This window comes from Bacillus sp. HSf4 (assembly GCF_029537375.1).
GTDB lineage: Bacteria > Bacillota > Bacilli > Bacillales > Bacillaceae > Bacillus > Bacillus sonorensis_A.
The window spans coordinates 2347948-2369314 of sequence record NZ_CP120679.1 but is presented as its reverse complement, the minus strand read 5'-3'; the positions used below and the strand labels follow the sequence as shown (position 1 = coordinate 2369314).

Annotated in this window: 24 protein-coding genes, 1 pseudogene and 1 riboswitch; of the genes and pseudogenes, 18 read left to right on the top strand and 7 right to left on the bottom strand. The window is 45.7% G+C overall.

Annotation, left to right across the window (positions count from 1 at the left end; all coding sequences use genetic code 11):
• Positions 1–51: 51 nt before the first annotated feature.
• Positions 52–1203: a THUMP domain-containing class I SAM-dependent RNA methyltransferase gene (locus P3X63_RS12120; protein ID WP_026587565.1), complete on the top strand. Its 1152-nt coding sequence runs from the start codon at positions 52–54 to the stop codon at positions 1201–1203.
• A 107-nt stretch (positions 1204–1310) separates the two neighbouring features.
• Here the strand turns inward: P3X63_RS12120 and P3X63_RS12115 are convergent, their stop codons facing one another.
• Entirely contained in the window at positions 1311–1805 is a 495-nt protein-coding gene (locus tag P3X63_RS12115; RefSeq protein ID WP_277690856.1) for a hypothetical protein, read from the bottom strand.
• A 273-nt stretch (positions 1806–2078) separates the two neighbouring features.
• Between P3X63_RS12115 and P3X63_RS12110 the strand changes: the two genes are divergently transcribed.
• From P3X63_RS12110 to P3X63_RS12050, 13 genes are all read left to right on the top strand, one after another.
• The gene (locus P3X63_RS12110) at positions 2079–2255 is read left to right on the top strand and encodes a hypothetical protein (RefSeq protein WP_179115715.1); all 177 of its coding nucleotides are present in this window, start codon (positions 2079–2081) and stop codon (positions 2253–2255) included.
• 110 nt (positions 2256–2365) lie between these two features.
• Complete coding sequence (locus tag P3X63_RS12105) at positions 2366–4285, top strand: ATP-dependent DNA helicase (RefSeq protein ID WP_026587563.1); 1920 nt, start codon at positions 2366–2368, stop codon at positions 4283–4285.
• 124 nt (positions 4286–4409) lie between these two features.
• The gene (locus P3X63_RS12100; RefSeq protein ID WP_179115716.1) at positions 4410–5912 is read left to right on the top strand and encodes a carboxypeptidase M32; all 1503 of its coding nucleotides are present in this window, start codon (positions 4410–4412) and stop codon (positions 5910–5912) included.
• Positions 5913–6051: 139 nt separating this feature from the next.
• A riboswitch (purine riboswitch) is annotated at positions 6052–6151 on the top strand.
• A 118-nt stretch (positions 6152–6269) separates the two neighbouring features.
• Positions 6270–6854 carry a xanthine phosphoribosyltransferase gene (locus P3X63_RS12095; protein ID WP_026587561.1) on the top strand — a complete coding sequence of 195 codons (585 nt, stop codon included), beginning with the start codon at positions 6270–6272 and terminating at the stop codon, positions 6852–6854.
• A complete protein-coding gene (locus P3X63_RS12090) occupies positions 6851–8167 on the top strand; it encodes a nucleobase:cation symporter-2 family protein (protein ID WP_077736590.1) in 1317 nt (438 codons plus the stop codon). Before P3X63_RS12095 ends, P3X63_RS12090 begins: the two co-directional genes overlap by 4 nt.
• Before the next feature lie 72 nt (positions 8168–8239).
• Positions 8240–8791, top strand: coding sequence for a GNAT family N-acetyltransferase (locus P3X63_RS12085; RefSeq protein ID WP_277690851.1), 552 nt, complete (start codon positions 8240–8242; stop codon positions 8789–8791).
• Between the two features lie 52 nt (positions 8792–8843).
• Complete coding sequence (locus P3X63_RS12080; RefSeq protein WP_277690848.1) at positions 8844–9947, top strand: type III polyketide synthase; 1104 nt, start codon at positions 8844–8846, stop codon at positions 9945–9947.
• 1 nt (position 9948) lies between these two features.
• Positions 9949–10452: an isoprenylcysteine carboxyl methyltransferase family protein gene (locus P3X63_RS12075; RefSeq protein WP_026587557.1), complete on the top strand. Its 504-nt coding sequence runs from the start codon at positions 9949–9951 to the stop codon at positions 10450–10452.
• 62 nt (positions 10453–10514) lie between these two features.
• Positions 10515–10604: a Fur-regulated basic protein FbpC gene (gene fbpC, locus P3X63_RS12070; RefSeq protein WP_035428152.1), complete on the top strand. Its 90-nt coding sequence runs from the start codon at positions 10515–10517 to the stop codon at positions 10602–10604.
• 136 nt (positions 10605–10740) lie between these two features.
• Positions 10741–14307 (top strand): dynamin GTPase, encoded by a 3567-nt coding sequence (gene dynA / locus P3X63_RS12065; protein WP_277690843.1) that lies wholly within the window; start codon positions 10741–10743, stop codon positions 14305–14307.
• Positions 14308–14374: 67 nt separating this feature from the next.
• A complete protein-coding gene (locus tag P3X63_RS12060; RefSeq protein WP_277690841.1) occupies positions 14375–14644 on the top strand; it encodes a YpbS family protein in 270 nt (89 codons plus the stop codon).
• Positions 14645–14722: 78 nt separating this feature from the next.
• Positions 14723–14872, top strand: a complete 150-nt coding sequence (locus P3X63_RS12055) for a hypothetical protein (RefSeq protein ID WP_179115717.1) — start codon at positions 14723–14725, stop codon at positions 14870–14872.
• Between the two features lie 93 nt (positions 14873–14965).
• The gene (locus P3X63_RS12050) at positions 14966–15853 is read left to right on the top strand and encodes a 5'-3' exonuclease (RefSeq protein WP_026587554.1); all 888 of its coding nucleotides are present in this window, start codon (positions 14966–14968) and stop codon (positions 15851–15853) included.
• A gap of 13 nt (positions 15854–15866) precedes the next feature.
• On the opposite strand, the gene sspL is transcribed toward P3X63_RS12050, so the two are convergent.
• Genes sspL through P3X63_RS12035 form a run of 3 tightly spaced genes read right to left on the bottom strand, consistent with a single transcriptional unit; the run spans position 15867 to position 17142 of the window.
• Positions 15867–16013: a small, acid-soluble spore protein L gene (gene sspL, locus P3X63_RS12045; protein WP_026587553.1), complete on the bottom strand. Its 147-nt coding sequence runs from the start codon at positions 16011–16013 to the stop codon at positions 15867–15869.
• 42 nt (positions 16014–16055) lie between these two features.
• The gene (locus P3X63_RS12040; protein ID WP_026587552.1) at positions 16056–16451 is read right to left on the bottom strand and encodes a reverse transcriptase-like protein; all 396 of its coding nucleotides are present in this window, start codon (positions 16449–16451) and stop codon (positions 16056–16058) included.
• Entirely contained in the window at positions 16441–17142 is a 702-nt protein-coding gene (locus P3X63_RS12035) for a queuosine precursor transporter (RefSeq protein ID WP_026587551.1), read from the bottom strand. Before P3X63_RS12035 ends, P3X63_RS12040 begins: the two co-directional genes overlap by 11 nt.
• Positions 17143–17218: 76 nt before the next feature.
• Between P3X63_RS12035 and P3X63_RS12030 the strand changes: the two are divergent.
• Positions 17219–17900, top strand: a pseudogene (locus P3X63_RS12030) (reverse transcriptase-like protein).
• Positions 17893–18078 carry a zinc-finger domain-containing protein gene (locus P3X63_RS12025; RefSeq protein ID WP_026587549.1) on the top strand — a complete coding sequence of 62 codons (186 nt, stop codon included), beginning with the start codon at positions 17893–17895 and terminating at the stop codon, positions 18076–18078. The pseudogene P3X63_RS12030 and the gene P3X63_RS12025 overlap by 8 nt, the downstream one beginning before the upstream one ends.
• 35 nt (positions 18079–18113) lie before the next feature.
• On the opposite strand, the gene P3X63_RS12020 is transcribed toward P3X63_RS12025, so the two are convergent.
• Complete coding sequence (locus P3X63_RS12020; RefSeq protein ID WP_026587548.1) at positions 18114–18380, bottom strand: DUF2564 family protein; 267 nt, start codon at positions 18378–18380, stop codon at positions 18114–18116.
• A 160-nt stretch (positions 18381–18540) separates the two neighbouring features.
• Between P3X63_RS12020 and P3X63_RS12015 the strand changes: the two genes are divergently transcribed.
• Positions 18541–18723, top strand: a complete 183-nt coding sequence (locus tag P3X63_RS12015) for a hypothetical protein (protein WP_077736596.1) — start codon at positions 18541–18543, stop codon at positions 18721–18723.
• Positions 18724–18778: 55 nt separating this feature from the next.
• Here P3X63_RS12015 and cspD read toward each other — a convergent pair whose 3' ends face one another.
• A complete protein-coding gene (cspD, locus tag P3X63_RS12010; RefSeq protein ID WP_003153604.1) occupies positions 18779–18979 on the bottom strand; it encodes a cold-shock protein CspD in 201 nt (66 codons plus the stop codon).
• Between the two features lie 287 nt (positions 18980–19266).
• Here cspD and P3X63_RS12005 point away from each other — a divergent pair, with 287 nt between their 5' ends.
• Positions 19267–19956 carry an AIM24 family protein gene (locus P3X63_RS12005; RefSeq protein WP_026587546.1) on the top strand — a complete coding sequence of 230 codons (690 nt, stop codon included), beginning with the start codon at positions 19267–19269 and terminating at the stop codon, positions 19954–19956.
• Between the two features lie 53 nt (positions 19957–20009).
• Here P3X63_RS12005 and P3X63_RS12000 read toward each other — a convergent pair whose 3' ends face one another.
• Positions 20010–21161: a diglucosyl diacylglycerol synthase gene (locus P3X63_RS12000; RefSeq protein WP_026587545.1), complete on the bottom strand. Its 1152-nt coding sequence runs from the start codon at positions 21159–21161 to the stop codon at positions 20010–20012.
• Positions 21162–21367 lie beyond the last annotated feature (206 nt).

Below are 21367 nucleotides of genomic sequence, written 5' to 3'. Positions count from 1 at the left end.
CCAAAAGGAGAGCTTTTATCATGTAAAAAATACATAAAAACAGGTGATATGATGAGAACCTTTACATTAATCGCAACCGCGCCGATGGGCATCGAAGCCATCGTCGCCAAAGAAGTGCGGGAACTCGGATACGACTGTACCGTTGACAATGGAAAAGTGGTTTTTAAAGGCGATGCTCTTGCCATCTGCAGAGCCAACCTGTGGCTGAGAACGGCGGACAGGGTCAAGGTCCAGGTTGCCGAATTTACGGCGAAAACATTTGATGAGTTGTTTGAAAAAACGAAAGCACTTGACTGGAGCGCCTTTATTCCTGAGAATGCGACCTTTCCCGTGACAGGCAAATCGGTCAAATCGGTTCTCGCCAGTGTGCCCGACTGCCAGCGGATCGTGAAAAAAGCGATTGCCGAAAAGCTGAAAGCACAATTCGGAAAGCAAAGCGAATGGCTTGAGGAAACGGGTCCTGAATACAAAATAGAGATCTCGCTTTTGAAGGATAAAGCGGTGATTACGCTTGATTCATCAGGAGTTGGCTTGCATAAAAGGGGCTATCGTACAGGCCAGGGGGAGGCTCCGCTGAAAGAAACCCTCGCCGCAGCGCTCATCCTGCTGACAAATTGGACCCCGGACAGGCCGTTTGTTGATCCGTTTTGCGGTTCGGGAACGATTCCGATCGAAGCGGCTTTGATCGGACAAAACATCGCACCGGGATTCAACAGGGATTTCGCCTCTGAAAAATGGGAATGGATCGGAAAAGAGGCTTGGGATCAAGCGAGACTGGAAGTCGAAGAAAAGGCGAATTACGATCAGCCGCTCGCCATTTTTGGGCACGACATCGACCACCGCATGATCGAGATCGCCAAAGCGAATGCCGAAGAAGCCGGTCTTTCTGATCTCATTCATTTTAAACAAATGCAGGTAAAGGATTTTACGACACAAGCGGAATATGGTGTCATTGTCGGAAATCCGCCGTACGGCGAGCGTCTCGGCGAAAAGCAGGCGGTTGAAAACATGTACAGGGACATGGGGAAAGCATTTGCCGGGCTTGATACATGGTCTGTTTATATGCTGACTTCAAATGAACGGTTTGAGGAATGCTACGGAAAAAAAGCGACAAAAAAACGAAAGCTTTTTAACGGCTTTATTAAAACGGATTATTATCAGTATTGGGGCAAAAGGCCGCCAAGGCCAAAAAAAGCTGAATAAATCGGACTGCCGGGTAAAGGCCGTCTTTTTTTGGAGAAAATCCCCGCTCTTTTAAAGAAGCGGGGTTTCTGATTAGATAAGGAAGGTATGGTTAAATCAATGATTCACTAGACGATCCATGAATCATTTTTCTTTTTGTATGAATGATCATATTTTTTGCGAGGCTCGCGGTAATAGCAGTCTTTTTTACACGGCTCATAATCGTAATAATCTTTTTTGCAATGGTCATATCCGTAGTCTTTTTTGCACGGCTCATAGCAGTGGCAGTCTTTCTTGTAGGAGTCGTGATGCTTTTTGTGCGGCTCATAATAGTAGCAGTCTTTCTTATAGGAGTCATCATATTTTTTGCACGGCTCATAATAGTAGTAGTCTTTCTTGTAATCGTCGTCATGCTTTTTGTGCGGCTCATAATAGTAGCAGTCTTTCTTGTAGGAATCATGGTGTTTTTTGCACGGCTCGTGATGGTAGCAGTCTTTCTTAGAGAAGTCATCATGCTTTTTGCACGGCTCGTGATAATAGAAATCTTTCTTGCAATAGTCATCATGCTTTTGATAAGGATCATAATCCCAATAATCTTTTTTTGCCGGTACGTAGTAATACATAAACTCTCCACCTTTTGTCTATAATTTTTAAATTCCCTACAGAATATGATGAAAAAATGGAATAGACTGGGTTGTTGCTTTGGATCAAAAGCACATTGTCTAGCAAAAGCTCTCTTTTTCAAGAACACCGGGATGTGAGAGGCGTTGACAAATTCCTGAAAAGACGCCATTCGCCGCTGGAAACAGCTTTGCAAAAAATGTGAAAACAGCCTGTATAAAAGCGGATCATCCTGCATATACTCGGGATTATTCCATTCGTATAGAGGTGACGTTATGTTAAACAACGAGCATATCGACATGATTCAAAAAGCGCTTGAGGCTACAACAAACAAGCTGGAAAGCCTTGGTGAAGAACGGCTTACATATGCAAAGGAAGATCTGAAAAACGCGATCAGTCATATGGAATCAACAGACCATCCCTTTCAGACGTACCTGGTTAACCGGAAATAAGCGCTTCTGGCCCCCCGCTTTTTTTAGCGAAATTTTTTCTTGTTGAATTCTTCTAGCCGTAGTGATAGGATAGTAATTCTGAGAACTTGATAGTTGGGGGTTGGAGCAGGGTGACAGCATCTCGTCTGCCTTTTTCTTTAACAAAAACAAAAAATTTTTATGAAGAACTGAACAATTGGATTGGTGATGTCTTTTACGATATTCTTCCTGAAAAGGGATTTGATTTGCGTGACGAGCAAATCTTTATGGCCTTTCAATTAGAGCGGGCATTTAAAGAAAAGAACGTCATGTTTGCCGAAGCGGGTGTCGGAACGGGAAAAACGCTTGTTTATCTTCTGTTTGCACTCAGTTATGCCAGGTATACGGGGAAGCCCGCGGTGATAGCCTGTGCGGACGAGACGCTGATCGAGCAGCTTGTCAAAAAAGAAGGGGACATTCAAAAAATCTCCGAACACTTGGGTCTGACGATCGACGCACGGCTCAGCAAATCCCATGACCAGTATTTATGTTTGAAAAAGCTGGAGAAAACGATGCAGCGCTCTGATGATGAGAAATGGCTTGATCTGTATGAGGCGCTGCCTCAATTTGTTCATGAGTCCCAAGGCATGCAGTCATTTTATCCATACGGCGACCGCAAGGAATATTCGGCTCTGTCAAATGATGAATGGGCCGAAATCGGTTATGATTCATTTCAAGACTGTCTGACTTGTGATATGCGGCACCGCTGCGGTCTGACGCTGTCAAGAGACCATTACCGGAAATCAACGGACTTCATTATCTGTTCTCATGATTTCTACATGGAGCATGTCTGGACAGAGGAAGCGAGAAAGCGTGAAGGACAGCTTCCGCTTTTGCCTGACCACAGCGCGGTCGTCTTTGATGAAGGACATCTCCTTGAATTTGCGGCGCAAAAAGCGCTCACATACCGGGTGAAACAATCCACATTGGAAATGTTTCTTGAACGCCTTCTCGGAAATGACATCAGGGAGGAATTTGCAGAGCTTGTGGAAGAAGCGCTCCGCGTCAATGATGAATTTTTCAGCCTGCTTCAAGAGAGCGCTGAAAAAGCGGAAGGTTCAGACCGCCTGCGGATCAAGGATCATGCCAAAGTGAAGAGCGCGGCCGGCGAGCTGTACGAATTGCTTGAAAAAATCGGTGAAGCGCTCGTTTTTGAAGGGGAATTGTACACGATTGACCAGTACGCGCTGACAGTCGTCGAAGAATACCTTGAGCAGATGGCTTATTCTCTTTCCTTGTACAGAAAGAACGCGATCAGCTGGCTGGAACGAAAAGAGTTTGAATCGACATTTGTTGTCATGCCGAGGACGGTATCGGAAGTCCTTGGAGAGAAAGTGTTTTCCAAAGAGATTCCGTTCATTTTTTCTTCCGCGACATTATCGGAAAACGGATCTTTCGATTACTTGGCGAAGAGCCTCGGCATCCGCGACTATCTATCGCTTACGGTCGATTCGCCTTACGATTATGAAGAACAGATGAAAGTGCATATCCACCGAATGGATGACGCGGAATCAAAAGGACATGCGGCCATTGCAAGCATGAAAGAATCCGGAGGGAGAACGCTTATCCTGTTCCCGTCATTTGAGGAGCTTGAAGCGTTTAAACAGCAAGCATCCCGGGAAACACTGCCGTTTCCAGTCTATTTTGAAGGCGATGAAGAAATCAGCACGATCGTGCAAAAATTTCAAACGATTGAAGAGTCGGTTCTTTGCTCTGTCCATCTATGGGAAGGGCTCGATATTCCGGGCGCGTCGCTGGAAAATGTCATCATTTGGTCGCTTCCTTTTCCGCCGCATGATCCGGTCTTTGAAGCGAAGCGGAGCAGCGTGGCAAACGCTTTTCGTGAAGTCGATCTTCCTTACATGCTGTTAAGGCTGCGCCAGGGAATCGGACGTTTGATCCGGTCAAATGAAGACCGCGGCACGATCGGCATTTTCATAGCAGATGAAAAAGAATGGGACGTCATAAAAGAGGTGGAGGCTGTTCTCTCTGTTCAGCCCGTCTATATGTAAGAGAAAAGCGGTTTTTTCGCTTTTCTTTTTTTTGCGGCCGACTGCAAAAAAGTTGACTTTCGTAAATATTTCCATTAGTCTGATTACAATTCATCAACATCAATGGGAAGAGGAGGATGGTATGATGAGCATCAATACATACGAAAAAGAATTTTTAGACACATTGAAAAAAATCAGCCAGTATGAACAAGCGATTAATGTCATGTACTGGGATATGAGAACCGGTGCGCCGAAAAAGGGGGAAGAGCACCGGGCTGAAGCGATCGGCCAGCTGTCCGCCGATGTTTTTCAAATGAAAACATCAAAGCGGATGAAGGAGCTCCTGGATCAATTATGGGCTCAAAAAAACAGCTTGCCGTTTGATACGCAGAAAGCGGTTGAAGAAGCCAAAAAGGAGTATGATCTAAACTGCAACATTCCCGAAGACGAATTCAAAGAATATACCACGCTGACATCCAAAGCGGAATCGGTCTGGGAAAAAGCGAAAAAAGCCTCTGATTATTCGCTGTTCGCCCCTTATTTGGAGAAGATCATCGACTTTAAAAAACGGTTTATTACATATTGGGGGTATGAAGGGCATCCTTATAATGCGCTTTTGGATTTGTATGAGCCGGGGGTTACCGTGGAGGCGCTGGACAGCCTTTTTGCCGAATTGCGCGAGGCGATCGTACCGCTCGTCCAAAAGATCGCCCAAAGCCCGAAAAAACCGGATACAAGCTTTGTGCATCAGCATTTTCCAAAAGAAAAGCAGCGCGAACTATGCAACTTCTTTTTAAGGGAGCTCGGGTATGATTTTGATGCCGGACGGCTTGATGAGACGGTTCATCCGTTCCAGGTGACGATCAGCCGCGGGGACGCCCGGGTCACGACAGCCTTTAACGAATCCGATTTACGCTCAGCGGTTTTTGGAACGGTTCACGAGTGCGGGCACGCCATCTATGAACAAAATATCGATGAAGCATTAAGCGGGACCAATTTGGCAGACGGGGCCTCAATGGGAATCCACGAATCGCAATCTCTGTTTTACGAAAACTTCATCGGCAGACATCAAGGCTTCTGGAAACGGTATTTCAATACAATCAAAGATGTCTGTCCCGAACAATTTGCAGATGTCACAGCCGAAGGATTTTACAGAGCGGTTAATGAATCAAAGCCTTCACTCATCCGGGTCGATGCCGATGAGCTGACATATCCGCTTCATATCATGATTCGCTACGAAATTGAAAAGGCGATTTTCAGCGGTGAAGCATCTGTCGAGGATCTTCCAAAGCTTTGGAACGACAAATATGAAGCATATCTTGGGATTACACCGCCTGACGATGCCAAGGGAATCTTGCAGGATGTCCATTGGTCCGGCGGAGACTTCGGCTATTTCCCTTCATACGCGCTCGGCTATATGTATGCCGCGCAGCTGAAATCAAGCATGCTGAAAGATCTTCCGGAATTCGACATGCTTATTGAAAACGGCGATCTTCAGCCGATCAGACAGTGGCTGACCGATCACGTCCATATCCACGGCAAAAGAAAAAAACCGCTTGATATGATAAAGTCAGCGACAGGCGAAGAACTGAACGTCCGCTATTTAATCCGCTACTTGGAAGAAAAATACACGAGCTTGTATTTGTAATCGAAAAAAACCCTCCCGGTGTATCGGGAGGGTTTTTAGGTCTGAATTTTCTGTTAAATACGAACGATTCCCTCTGAATTTACCTTGCGGGTTCGTTATTTTTTGTTTTAGTCTTCCCAATCCGGGCGAAAGTTGTTATAATTTGATACATTATATCACTCGTATAATCGCGTGGATATGGCACGCAAGTTTCTACCGGACACCGTAAATGTCCGACTATGAGTGGGCGCATGTAAACGAACGTCTTGATGCAGCAGACGGTTTTCGTCTTTTTTAGCATTGCCCGCTCAGTATGTCGAACTGAGCAGGCAATGCTTTTTTTGTTAAAGGGCATTTCAATAAACGGAGGGTTTATTCATGGAACAGCTAAAACGAAAAATTAGAGAGCAAGGCACTGTTTTATCAGATGATGTGCTGAAGGTTGATGCTTTTTTAAATCATCAAATTGATCCGGCGCTCATGCTCGCCGTCGGCGAAGAGTTCGCTTCTCTTTTTCAAAGCGAAGGAATTACGAAAATTGTCACGATCGAATCTTCTGGAATCGCACCTGCCGTCATGACGGGGTTGAAGCTTGGCGTACCGGTCGTTTTTGCAAGAAAGCGGCAATCCCTCACATTGACGGAAAATCTGCTGACGGCTTCTGTCTATTCATTTACGAAGAAAACAGAAAGCACGATTGCCGTATCGGCCAGCCATCTGTCAAAAGATGATAAAGTTCTTGTCATTGACGACTTTTTGGCAAACGGACAAGCCGCAAAAGGGCTCGTCTCCATCATCGAACAAGCCGGTGCACAGGTCAGCGGCATCGGAATCGTGATCGAAAAATCATTTCAAAGCGGAAGAAAAGAACTGGATGGACTTGGAATCAGGGTCGAGTCACTGGCAAGAATCGCCTCGCTTGCAGGCGGTAAAGTCACCTTTTTACAGGAGGTTCGTTCATGAAACTCACAGCCGGTAAAGCCGTTTCACTAAGTATTCAGCATGTCCTCGCCATGTATGCGGGAGCTGTTGTGGTTCCGCTTATTGTCGGAGATGCCCTCGGATTGACTCCGGCGCAGCTCACTTACCTTGTATCTGCCGATATTCTGATGTGCGGGGTGGCGACATTGCTTCAAGTCTGGAAAAACCGCTTTTTCGGTATCGGTTTGCCAGTCGTGCTGGGTTGTACGTTCACGGCTGTTTCTCCGATGATTGCGATTGCCGGAAAATACGGGATTCCCGCCATCTACGGGAGCATTATAGCCGGAGGTGTGATCATCATCATCCTTTCCTTTTTCTTCGGAAAGCTGGTCCGGTTTTTCCCTCCGGTTGTCACCGGATCTGTCGTGACGGTGATCGGTATTACGCTGATTCCCGCTGCCATGAACAACATGGCTGGAGGAGAAAACAGCAGTGACTTCGGCGCTCTGTCAAATCTTGCTTTGGCCTTTTCGGTTCTTTTGGTGATTATCCTTTTATACCGTTTTACAAAAGGGTTTTTAAAATCGATTTCCATTTTGATCGGACTCATTGTCGGAACAGCTGCAGCAAGCCTGATGGGGAAGGTCGAATTTACTGAAGTGGCGAACGCGGGCTGGATGCAGATGATTCATCCTTTTTATTTCGGCACTCCCGTGTTTGAAATCACACCAATCATCACGATGACCCTTGTATTAATCGTCAGCCTTGTCGAGTCGACAGGCGTTTACTTTGCATTGGGTGATTTGACGGATAGAAAGCTGTCGGAAAAAGATTTAGCAAAAGGATATCGAGCAGAAGGGATTGCCGTTTTATTCGGCGGGATTTTCAATGCCTTTCCTTATACGGCTTATTCGCAAAACGTCGGGCTCGTTCAGCTGACAGGCGTCAAAAAGAACAGTGTCATTGCTCTGGCAGGCGGATTTCTCATTCTTTTGGGCCTGTTTCCGAAAGCCGCGGCCCTGACGACCATTATCCCAAAACCGGTGCTCGGCGGCGCTATGGTGGCGATGTTCGGCATGGTCATCGCCTACGGCATTAAGATGCTGAGCAGAGTTGATTTTGCTAAACAGGAGAACCTTTTGATCGTTGCCTGCTCAGTCGGAATCGGCCTTGGCGTGACAGTCGTGCCGCAAATGTTTCAAAACCTTCCGGATGCGCTTAAGCTTTTGACAGAAAACGGGATTGTCGCAGGAAGTTTCACCGCCATTTTATTGAATATGATCTTTCATATCCGCCCGTTCTCCCGTCCGATTGAGCGCCATGATACGGTAGCAGGCGAAAAATCCGCCGTTTAAAACCTCACGATTCGTGAGGTTTTTTTGTTCTGTCAAAAGACATACTATCGGTATAAAAGGGGGGCTTATCCGATGGGTACAGAGAAAGAGCATGTCGAACACATCTGGACAAAAGACGGCAAAGAGGCAGTGATCCGCCCCGTCCGCCCGGAAGATGCGGGAGATATCATTGAAGCGGTCGCGGATGTGATGAATTCCGGCGTCTACATTCAAAAGGAGCGTCCGCGGACGCTTGAGGAAGAAACGGCTTTTATCCATGAGATGAGAGAAAAGGATAATATGTATGCGGCTGTGGAAATGGACGGAAAGGTGTATGGAATCGCCCGAGTCATCCGCGGCGAACTTCAGATGAAAAAGCACACCGGCCTGTTCAGAACATGGCTTCACAGCAGGGCACAGGGGCTTGGAATCGGCAAAAAAATCATGTCCTACACACTCGATTGGTGCAGGCGCCATTCGCTCCATAAGCTGTGTCTGACTGTGTTTCCTTCAAATGAAGCGGCGCTTGCATTATATAAAAAAAGCGGATTCATCATCGAGGGTGTGCAAAAGGAACAAATTTTGGCAAACGGAATTTTTGAAGACGAGGTGCTGATGGCTTATTTTTTTGAGTCAGCCAGATGAGGATTGCATACAGATTTTTTTTTGGGAGACGCTGTAGGGTAGAGGTGGTGCTATGGCCTATATCGTATCGGCGGGAACAAGCATTCCCCGTTTTCATGTGGATCAGGAAGAGGCCGCACGATTTGCCAAGGAGATGTTCAAACATTCTTTTAAAGACATTGATCGCCTGCTCGCTTCATTCAAAAATGGAGAAATCGAGTCAAGGCAGTTTGTCATGCCTTTGGAATGGTATAAAGAAGAAAAGAGCTTCAGGGAAAAAAATCAGGCGTACATAGAGACGGCTCTTCAGCACAGTGCCGATGCCGTCACAAAGTGCTTAACCGATGAGCGGTTTCTTACAGATGAATGCCCTTTTGAAAACATTGAAGCGGTTTTTTTTGTGTCGTCAACCGGCATTTCAACTCCCAGCATAGAAGCGAGACTCATGAACATTCTTCCCTTTTCAAATCGGACGAAGCGCATTCCGATCTGGGGGCTCGGGTGTGCGGGAGGAGCATCAGGCATTGCCCGTGCATTTGAGTACTGCAAAGCCTTTCCGAAGGCCCATGTCCTCGTCATCGCGGCGGAGCTGTGCAGTTTGACATTTCAAGTACAGGATAAAACGAAAAGCAATCTCATCGGCACATCGCTATTCGGCGATGGAATTGCCGCTGTTTTAATGTGCGGAACAAAAGCGGAGACCGCTTTCTCCAAGCTTCACACGCTTCCGGAAGTGCGGGGTTCACAATCGGTCACTTTAAAACACACTGAAGATGTGATGGGCTGGGAGATTGCAAACAGTGGTTTTCAAGTCGTTTTTTCCCGGGATATTCCGTCCTTGATCAAGACCCATTTTAAGACGGATGTAGAAGCCTTTCTCAAGCAGAAGCATGTCGGTTTTCGCGACATCGAGGTGTTTTTAGCTCATCCGGGCGGAAAAAAAGTGCTTGATGCCTATATAGAAAGTCTGGGTTTTTCTGAAAAACACCTTGAAAGCTCACGGAAGATTTTGGCGAAGCACGGCAATATGTCTTCGGCAACCGTTTTGTATTGTCTCAAAGAGTATATGCTAAACAACACCCTCCCATCAGGAACATACGGTCTTATGGGAGCGCTGGGTCCGGGCTTCTCTTCAGAACTTCTCCTGATAGAATGGACGCAAAAAGAGAGTGGTTGACATGTTTTGGACGATTGTGATCATCTTTATCGGCCAGCGGCTGATTGAGCTTGCGGTTGCAAAGCGCAATGAAAAATACGCGTTCAAGCGGGGGGCTGTCGAATACGGCAAGTACCACTATCCGTATATCGTCGCCATGCATGTCCTCTTTTTCATTTCTTTGATTTGGGAACATATCATTTTTCAGCGCGGAACCGCACCATCTGCAGCGCTCATTTTGGCGGGGCTTGTCCTCGTTCAGGTGCTTCGCTACTGGTCACTGTTTTCTTTAGGAAAGTGCTGGAACACAAAAATTCTCATCATCCCAAGAACGGATCTTATTCGAAAAGGTCCGTACCGGTGGATCAGACATCCGAATTATGTGGCTGTAGCCCTTGAATTGCTTCTCCTTCCCTTGCTGTTTCAGGCGTATTTAACCGCAGTAATATTCACGGTTTCAAATGCCGTCTTGATGTTGATCCGCATCCGTGCCGAAGAAAGGGCGCTGAAAGAATTATGCCATTGAAAATGATTCTCACCTCGTGTATAATAATGAAAAACATTCTCATTACAGGATGGTGAGCGATTATGACGATGTTTTTTCTTCTGGCAGCTGTGAGTACATACAGCTTATTGATCGGGTTTGTCTTAAAGGGGATAGCCAAGCGCTCCGCATAAAATAAAGCAAAGCTGCTGTAACGGCGGCTTTTTTTATGTTTTCTTGCAAAATGTGAACAAAAGTACACAAATGTTGTGTAAAATGGGGGAAAAGGGCTAAGGTGGCTAACAACAAAGCATAAAAGGGGTAAGAATCATGGCACACATCAACATAAAAGACGATCTGGCGAAAAGAGCCGGAGCTGTTTTCAGCGAGCTGAAGAAAAACGGAGATCACAAGCGGGCGGCACAGCTTGCGGGCATCATCCGAAAATGGCTAAAAAGAGAAGTTTACATCGCTTTAACCGGCCACTATTCGGCGGGAAAATCGTCTTTGGTCAACGCGCTGCTTCAGGAAGACGTTTTGCCGACCAGTCCGATTCCGACAAGCGCGAATCTCGTCCTCGTCCGCCGGGGAGAATTGAAAACCGCGCTCCACACGACCGATGGGAAATACGCCGAGCTAAAGGGCGCTTATGACAAACAAAAAGTGCAGGCCTACTGCAAGGATGGCAGCCAAATTGAAATGGTGGAAATCGAGGGGCCGTTTTCCGGACTCGAGCCTCACGCCGTCCTGATTGACACGCCCGGAATTGATTCAACAGATGACGCCCATTTTCTGTCGGCCTCTTCGATTCTTCATCAGGCCGATGCACTGTTTTATGTCGTTCATTACAATCACGTCCACTCTGAGGAAAACATCAATTTTCTTCGTTCAATAAAAGAAAAAATTCCGAACATCTACTTTATCGTCAACCAAGTTGACCGTCACGATGAAACAGAAACGGATTTCGCCAGCTATAAACATGAGGTCCTTAACATGCTGAAGAAAGAGGGAATCGGCGAGGATCATCTCTTTTTTACATCGGTAACAGATATTGAACACCCTCTTAATGAATTCAAGCGGCTGCGTGACGTGATGAAGCGCCTGCAGCATCAGGCTGGACAACAATTGGATTCCTATACCGAGCAAAAAGTGGTCCGTTTAATGAATGAGCATGCTGAGATGCTCATCACTGATGAGGACTCATCCCTTGCCGAAGAAACCGCTTCCCAGGCCAACATAGTCGAGTCGCTGAATGAGCAGCTGGCCAAATCCGCAGATCAACGTCTACAGGCGGAGGAACAAATCAGAAAAGAAATCCAAACCATCATTCAAAATGCGAATGTAACCCCATTTCATATGAGGGAGCTTGCAGCATCCTATTTGGAATCAACCGATAAAGGCTTTAAAAAAGGGTTTATTTTCAGCAAAACGAAAACGCTTGAAGAAAAACAAAAGCGCAAAAAAGCCTTTCTTTCAGACGTCCAAAATAGGGTCCAGGCTGAAATCGACTGGCACATCATAGAAGTGTTGAAAACGTACATGAACCGCTATGAGGTTAAGAGCGATGATTTGCTGCAGCAAACTTTGCAGTTCACGACAGACATAGGTGAAGACCACTTGCTCCGTTCGCTGAAAAAAGGGGCTTCACTGACGTCTGAATATGTGCTGAACTATACAAAGGATCTGGCTGAAAACATCAGAAGAGAGGCAAAACGGAGCGCCCAGCCGCTCATTGATCAGTTTAGAAGCTTGCTGGAGCAAAACGAAATGCGGGCCATGGAGGTGGCAACAGGCAAATATGAAGAAGAAAAAGCGAAGCTCGCCGCATTAGAAGAACGGCTGAAGCAGCAGCAGCAATCATATCAAAAGGCAAAACGTCTTTGGGAGCTGTGGGAAAACGGAGGAGACGGCACCGATCAAGGCGGCTGGTACGCGGCCGAAAAAGCGGCGGTGCTAGATTCATTTGCGACCGCCGCGCCTTGTGACAGCGGAATTTCCCAAAAAACAGACATTGCGGAAAAGACACAGATACAAAAAATGAACGTTTCAGAATACATGGAAAAATTTGCAGAGCTCGCCCGTCATCTAGAAGGCATCCCGATTTTACAAAAGCAGAGGGAGGCATTTTTGCAAAAAACGGAGCGGCTTCAGTCAAGACAGTTCACATTGGCGCTTTTCGGCGCTTTCAGTTCAGGCAAATCCTCTTTTGCCAACGCGCTCTGCGGCCAAAAAGTGCTCCCGTCCTCTCCGACGCCGACAACGGCAACGATCAATAAAATCACAAAACCGAAGGGAGCCAAACAAGACGGGACGGCTGATGTATCCTTTAAAACAGAAGCGGAAATCGCCGCCGAACTGGATCAGCTTTTAGATGGGAAAATATCCGCTCTAAAAAGAGGCACTCTTGCGGAAAAGCTTGAGCACCTATTGAAAAAAGGCAAGCTCGATGATGATGAACGTCTCATCACAGAACATTTTGCCAAGGCGTATCAACGATTCCGCGACTTTATCATAAGCCAGGATATATTAACGATTGCCTCAGGCGAGCTAAAGCCCTATGTGGCTGAAGAGGAAACGGCCTGCGTCGTGCGGGAAGTGACCGTCTATTTGCACACACCTGTCACCGATAAAGGAATCACGATTGTCGACACGCCAGGGGCCAATAGCGTCAACAAGCGGCATACTGAGCTCGCTTTTCAGTATATGAAAGATGCTGACGCCCTCCTTTACCTCACATATTACCAGCATGCGTTTTCCAAAGCGGACCGGTCGTTTTTGCGAAAGCTTGGATTAATCAAAGACGCTTTCAGCTTGGATAAAATGTTCTTTATTTTAAACGCGGCAGATCTGGCTGAAAGCTCGCAAGAATTGAGGACAGTCGAAGAATATGTGAGGGGAGAGCTTCTGAAAGAAGGGATTCAGCATCCGCATTTCTATCACGTCTCAAGCAAACAGGAACTGAGCGGTCAATCCTCGTCGTTTAACGATTTCGGCTTCTTGAAAAAAGCGCTCGACGATTTTATTGAAAACGGCTTGACAAAAGCGGCCGTCGATCAGCTGATATATGAAGGCAAAAAGCTGTGCGAGACAGTGATTCAGCTCCGCCGCTCTCTCCATCGCTCCGCACAAGAAGCGGAAGCCGAGAAAAAGCGAATCGCGAAGGCCTATGAAGCCGCATGCACAGCGATAGCCGAGGTCGAAAAAGGGTCCGCCGTTTTTCAGATGATCGAAAAAGATATCGAAGAGCAATTTTATTATATGAAGCAGCGCCTGTCTTTTTATGCGCATGATTTGTTCAAAGCAGCGATTCATCCCGGCCTGCAAAACGGGAGTTGGCTGCACAATCTGCAAAAAGCTTTGAAAAGCTGTTTGAAGGAGTATGCGTTTGAATGCGTGCAGGAACTGAAAGCCCTCGACATTCGGCTGGAGCAGGAGATGATCAGCATCACCGACAAGCAGTGGATTGCGGCCATCAAGCAGAGAATAGCGGACAATCCATACTTTTCCGTTCATATCGCCCCAGAGTCTCCGGAAGGCAACAGCGCAGAATGGGCGGAGCCTCCGGCAGATGAGGGATTGTTTAAAGATGAGCTGAAACCATTCAAAGCACCGAAGTCATTTTTTCAGCAAAATGGAAAAGCGAGGCTGATCGAAGCGCTCACCTCAAAGCTTTCCGAGATAACAGCCGACTGGGTTGAAGAGCAAAAACAGGCTTTTTTCAGCCGCGCCGAAAAAAGCGCGCGCCATCTGGAGGAGGCTGCTGTTCAGGCCGCTTTCACGCAGATCAGCGAGCAAAAAGAAACGTATTTCCACGAACCTTTAGAAAGCGGTGACAGGGACAAAATCGAAAAGGCCTATACGTCAGCGGGTGAATGGCTCTCCGGGATCGATTCATAGCCAATTTGAATGTGGATACATGAAAGAAAGCATGATAGACTAAATAAAAAGAGAAGGGGATAAACCGATGACAGACGTCCATAAAGCGATTACAGCACATTCCAAAAAACAGCACCAGCATATCAAGGCGTTCATTCTTCTCGAACAGGAAAGAGAAAAAGCGATAGAGGAAGCCGTGATCAAGTGTGAACGACATGAACCGTTTTCCACCGAGAACATCAATCACATTACGGCGAAAATGAACGAACTGTCCAAGAAGGGCATCGTCCCGGAAAGGCGGCTTGTAACCAAAGAAATGATCGAGGAATATGTCAGCCGTAAAAGCGCGCGCGCATAGCTGGTTGATCCTTCCGCGAGTGCGCTTTCGATTTATTGCAAAAAATAGATCCAAGCCGCCCGCTGGAGGTGAAGGTTAATGGGAAGAACAAAGCTCGGCAATGCAAATGCGCAGCGCAACAATAACGCTAAAAAGAAAAACGGTTTTAATACCGAGTTTTCTTCTGATTCTTATGCGCAAATGGAAGCCGCGAAGATGATCTCAAACAAGAAAAACCATCAGGAATAACCAATCAAAACAGCGTCCTTGGGCGCTGTTTTGATCATTTTTGCTCCTGTGGTACAATAGGTGCATTGTATAGTGAAAGGAAGTTTTAAAGTGATGACGAAGAAGCTGCTGCTTATTGACGGGATGGCGCTCTTATTCCGGTCGTTCTTCGCAACGGCGGTACACCGGAATTTTATGATGAATGATAAAGGAATTCCCACAAACGGGGTTCACGGCTTTTTAAAGCATATGCTGACGGCGGTGGAGGCGTTTCAACCGAGCCATGTCGTCTGCTGCTGGGATATGGGGAGCAAAACATACCGCAATGATTTATTTAAGGATTATAAAGCAAATCGCGGCGAGCCGCCGCTTGAATTGGTTCCCCAGTTTGACCTGGCAAAGGAAGCCGCAGCAGAGCTGGGTGTTTTAAACATTGGCCTCGCGGGGTTTGAAGCGGATGACTGTATCGGCACGCTGTCAGCGCTGTTCCGCGAAAAAGCGGATATCACCATCCTCACGGGAGATAAAGACTTGCTGCAGCTTTTGGCTGGCACTGTCAAAGTCGCATTGATGCAAAAAGGGATCGGCAACTACAAAGTGTATACAAAAGATACATTTGTTGAAGAAACAGGCATCGAGCCGAATGCTCTGATCGATGTTAAAGCGCTGATGGGGGATGCTAGCGACAATTATCCCGGTGTCAAAGGAATCGGCGAAAAAACGGCTTACAAGCTGATCAGGGAGTATTCAACCGTGGAAAAGATGCTTGAAAACCTCGATCAGCTGACAAAAAGCCAGCAGAAGAAAATCGCCGAAAGCCTTGAAGACCTCAAACTGTCTAAAATACTCGCTGAAATCAAATGCGATGTGCCGCTGTCGTGTTCATTGGAAGATGCCGACTTTTCGCTGTCGCTTGACAAGGCCAGGGACATGCTGAGAATGCATCAGATCAGGGGCATTGAACCACTGCTTATAAAAATGGAAAAAAGAGAGATCGGTTAAACAATCGATCTCTCTAATGTTTTGTATTGCTTTTTTTCGCCCTGTTTTCAAGCTCGGTTTTTGGATCTGTGTGCTGGTTATGCCGGTTTGTGACAATGTCTCCCTGCGGCGTAACTCCGCCGGTCAGACGGCCTTTTCCGGCAGGCTGTTGTTTATCCACTTGAACCACCTCAAGGACTATGATGCGCAAAAAAAGCCGCTTTTACTCGGAATTGAGCAAAATCGCTTGTTTCGCCAATTTGTCAGCCGTCTGATTGTCTTTGGAAGGGATCCATTTAATAAAAAACAAATCGAAAGCTTTCTTCAGACGGAGAATTTCATCAAGGTAAGGCTTGAATGCCTCGTTCTTGACAAATTCCAAATCCGCTGCACGCTCAACGATCTCAGAGTCTGTTCGAAACGAAACAATCGGGTACTGCCTTTCGGCGCAAAGCTTCATCCCTTCGATCAGAGCCGAAAATTCCGCTTCGTGATTGCTTAATCGGCCGGCGGGCAGAGAAAATGATTCAGACTGTGCCCCGTTTTTAATAAAGATGCCAAGTCCGGAAAGGCCCGGATCGCCGGCGCTTGCTCCGTCAATATATACCTCAACCGGCATCGGTTTCACTCCTTTCATCCAGAGGGGTGATCTTTTTGGCGGCATATGCGTAAGGCGCTGCCAAAAGGGCGACGACAAATTTTAACACATATGTGGTGATAAAAATCTCCACCCAGACACCAACAGGATATGTGCCGATAAAAGCGACGCTCGTAAAAATCAATGTATCGAGAAGCTGGCTGACGGCGGTGCTCCCGCTATTGCGCAGCCATAAGGCGCGATCGGAAGGAAATAACCTTCTGATCCCCGAATATACATAAACATCAAGGGTTTGGCTGATGATATACGCAAGCAGGCTTCCAAGCGCAACGCGCGGCAGAAATCCGAAAATCGTCTCAAGCGCCGGCTGTGCGATATCAGACGGATGCGGCTTGAAAAGCAGTGCCCCCTGCATGACGGCGGTCAGGCTGATCAGGATGAAAAAGCCAAGTGAAACGGCTTTTTTCGCTTCTTCTTTGCCATATCTTTCATTGATCACATCTGTCGCAAAAAACACGCTGCCGTACAAGATATTGCCGAGCGTTGCTGTCAGGCCGAACAGTTCGACTGTTTTTGTGACTTCGATATTCGCCGCAGCTGTCGCAAATCCGATCCAGACAAATAAGCCGATTTTGCCAAATCGTTTGAAAAAAAAGAGAACAATGATAAAATGAATGATTGCAAAACCAATCCAAAGCAAATCGTTATACAAGAACAGGTACTTCCTTTCTAAAATAAACTGTTTTGATTATAGCATAACAAGCCAAGATTTGAATAAAGGTGATTTTGTGAAACTTAGAGCATGTATGAAAATAAAATTGAAAGCATCGCCATCCGTTTCATTTACGGCTGACGAATGGATTGAGACAAATGATGCTGTAACGCTCGGCCGCCAGCTTTCTCAATATTCGTATGTCAAAGAACTCGAATTTGAGGACGAAAAGGGAAGCTTCTGGACGCTGAAAGAGCTCGAAAAGCTAAAAGAAGAGCTTGCGCACGAACCGGATGACATCACGGTGTTTTTTGACGGGAGCTATGACAAAGAGAGCCAGCTTGCCGGTTTGGGCATCGTGATATACTATTCCCTCGGCGGGGAGAGGTATCGGATCAGAAAAAATAAAAGCTTCCGGCTGACGACAAACAACGAGGCGGAGTATGCAGCTCTCTATGAAGCCGTAAACGAGCTGAGAGATCTTGGCGCAAGCCGGAATTCCGTCGTCATCAAAGGGGACTCGCTTGTCGTGCTGAATCAGCTCGAAGGAAATTGGCCATGCTATGATCCGGTTCACTCGAAGTGGCTGGACAGAATCGAAAAACAGCTCAATCGCTTAAAGCTCACACCGACCTATATGCAAATCAGCCGCAAAGACAATAAGGAAGCGGATCAGCTTGCAAAAAAAATGCTTGAGCATACCATGGTGGAAAGCTGCACGAAATTAGATCAATAACGGAGATGAAAGCCTTGGATAAGAAGGAGATTTTTAAAGAACTCGCCCATTTGCATGATACGTATTGTGATGGGTGTTTTATCAAAAAACATTTCAGAAAAGAATACGGTAAAACGTATGCACATGCATTCTGCATTTCAAAATGCACAGTCGGCGAAAAGCTCCGTACATATGGAGAAGAGCTGACAAATAAAAACTGACAGAAAAAAACCGCTTTATGGCGGTTTTTTTGTTTTTAATGCTGTGCTTCGTCAAGCTGGTGTTCACAGTTATTTAATATCGCCAGCTGCTGATGTAAAAAATCCTCATCCAAAGCGGACAATTCTTCAGACTGTGACAGTTTTCTTGCGTCTTCAATTGATTGATAAGCCGATTTCAGCAGGGTGGAGCTGTTTTGCCTAGTCGCCATCCCCGTTGTTCTTTGCGCGGTTTCCACAGCTAATTCAAGCTGCTTTCGCTGATTGAACCCTGTATTGATATCATCGTGACGCTCTGATTTCATGATCAAACACCTCCGGCTTTATTTTTTAAAAAAAGAAGCATTTTTATGTGCCAAAAAAGAAAAAATATCATAAAATTAATCCGATATAACTATTGAACCTGAAAAATATAAGTCTATATTACTAATTTAGGTATCTTAGTCAAAAAAGGAGCCTGTAAAAGTGGAACGTAGTGAATTGCAAACCGTTCTTCACAAGACATTTGTGGAGGTATATAAAGATCTGGAACAGCTTGTGGATATCGCGAAAAAAGGCCGGCCTTCTCTGGAGAAAAACATCGAGGAAATTGAGCAGAGGCTGAAGCAAAACATCCTGGCCATTGAAATTCAGCTGAAAATTAAATAGGAGAGGCTTATACAGCCTCTCCTCTTATTTGAAGTTTCATTTTGTCTTGATTCGCTTATAGCTTCACAACGTTAGATGCTTGAGGTCCACGATTACCTTCAACGATTTCGAAAGAAACTTCTTGTCCTTCTTCTAGAGATTTGTATCCTTCACCTTCGATTGCAGTGAAATGAACGAATACATCGTCTCCGCCTTCAACTTCGATGAAGCCGAAGCCTTTTTCATTGTTAAACCATTTTACTTTACCGTTTTGCATATTGCTTAATCCTCCTAGTACTGTAGCACAAAGTGCTAAAAAAAATTTTCATCATCTAACGTGTTCTGCTAAATGATGGTTTCACTATACACTATCTGTAAAGGCGCGTCAAGCTGTCAAGAGAAAAAAATAAACTTTTATGATTTTTTAAGGGATTTTATTGAAATCGTTTTCAATTTATGGCTATTCACGCCCATTTTCCCCATATTAAAAATGAAACAAACTAAAGGTCCATCCGTATATAAGAAAGCTTGATATCACCGAAAATGAAGAGGAGTGTTTTTCGTATGAATCGTTATTCGATCGATGAGTTTGTGGCGCAAACAAGGCAGGAGGACAAAGGGGAGGGGCTGTTTGAACTGGAAACACCGCGCCTTCTCGAAGTCAACCTTGATGGAAGAGTGTGGGCGAAGGCCGGTTCAATGGTCTCCTACAGGGGAAAAATCAAGTTCGAACGCGAAGGTGTCTTTGAGCATGGCCTTGGCCGCATGATGAAAAAAGTATTCAGCGGGGAAGGCACTTCACTGATGAAAGCGGAAGGAGACGGCAAACTGTATCTTGCCGATCAGGGAAAAAAGATATCAATTTTGAATTTGCATGACGACTCCATTTTTGTGAATGGAAATGATCTTTTGGCATTTGAGCCGGCGATCAATTGGGATATCAAACTTATGAAAAAGATCTCAGGTGTTCTGGCCGGCGGGCTGTTCAACGTCAAATTGGAAGGAACGGGGATGGCGGCGATCACAAGCCATTATGAACCGCTGACTTTGATCGTTACACCCGACAGCCCGGTCTATACCGATCCAAACGCAACTGTTGCATGGTCGGGCGGCCTTCAGCCTGAATTCGTGACAGATGTATCGTTAAAAACATTCATCGGCAGAGGGAGCGGAGAATCGGTTCAAATGAAGTTTTCCGGAAGCGGCTTTGTCGTCGTTCAGCCGTTTGAAGAAGTGTACTATTCAGAGTCTTAGGCAGCCAAGAAAAAAACACTTGCTAAAAACAAGTGTTTTTTTCTTGAGCGGGATTATGAAAGAGCCCCGACAGCCTGCTTTTTGTTTATAATGATTTCAGACTGCTCAACAATATCAGTCAAAATGACTTCAGATGAATTGGATAAGTGCAGGCTTTTGATATTTTGCTTCATTTCGTTTAATCTCTGTTCGTCCGCCAAAAGGGAGGATACGGATTCGAGAATCTCCTCATGCCGGTTGACGACGATGGCGGCGCCTCTGTCTTCGAAGAACAGGGCGTTTTCTTTTTCCTGTCCGGGGACCGGTTTGTACAAGATGACCGGTACGCCGATGGCTGTCGCTTCCGTAAGCGTAATGCCGCCGGGCTTTGTGATCATGCAGTCGGCGACTCTGAACAGCTCGTCAATTCTTTCGATATATCCGAGCGTTTTCAGCTTGTCGGGATGCATCGCTTCAATTTCCTCCAACGACGTTTTCAACGGCGTGTTTTTGCCGCAAACGACGACGACTTGGACATCTTCTTTCGTCACCAGGGATTCGCACAGTTCCTTTACATTTTTAAGAACGCCGTGGGCGCCCGCCATGATCAAAAGGATCTTTTTATCCGGAGACAGCTGATATTTGGCATAGACCTCTTTTGTGTCCATTTCTTCTTCAAACTGCTTGCGGATCGGAATACCCGTAATTTTGACTTGATTTGGATGAGTGCCGATTTCAAGCAGCTTTTCCTTCACATAATCTGTCGCGACATAGTATTTATCAATATGTTCATGGACCCAGATTTTATGAAGGCAAAAATCCGTCATGACATTGAATGTCGGAATGACTTTTCCCATTCTCCGCCTGTATTCAGGCACGACAATCATCGGGAACGTATTGATGATGATATCCGGCTGATGTTTTTTGACAAGCTGATCAAGCCGTTTATTCCCCATTTTAAAATAGATATTAAACTTTCTTTTATTGTAAATTTTATCGACGCCATAGTAGAAAAGACGATAAAACTGTTTTCCGATTGAAAAGCTTTTCAGATAGAGATACTGCGTTATTTCAGAGACAATCGGGTTTGATTCCTGATACAAATTTGAAACAGTTACATTCTTAAAACCGAGCCTTTCACACTCTTTATAGAGCGTTTTGGCTACTTGAACATGGCCATTTCCGTAATTTGCAGTCAAAATTAATATATTTTTGTTGGTATTCAAACATATTCACCTCAATTAATTCAAACAACGAGAGCTAAAATCATAACATAACAGGAGTCAATGTCCAATCATACCATACCATAAATATTATTTTAATTATAAATGAAGAACAAGAATTAAGGTATTTTTAAAGTTTGGTTTGAAAGGAAAGCACTGGTTCCTGGGACTTTCTTCTTCCGGGAAAGATCCCGAAACAAGCTGATTGA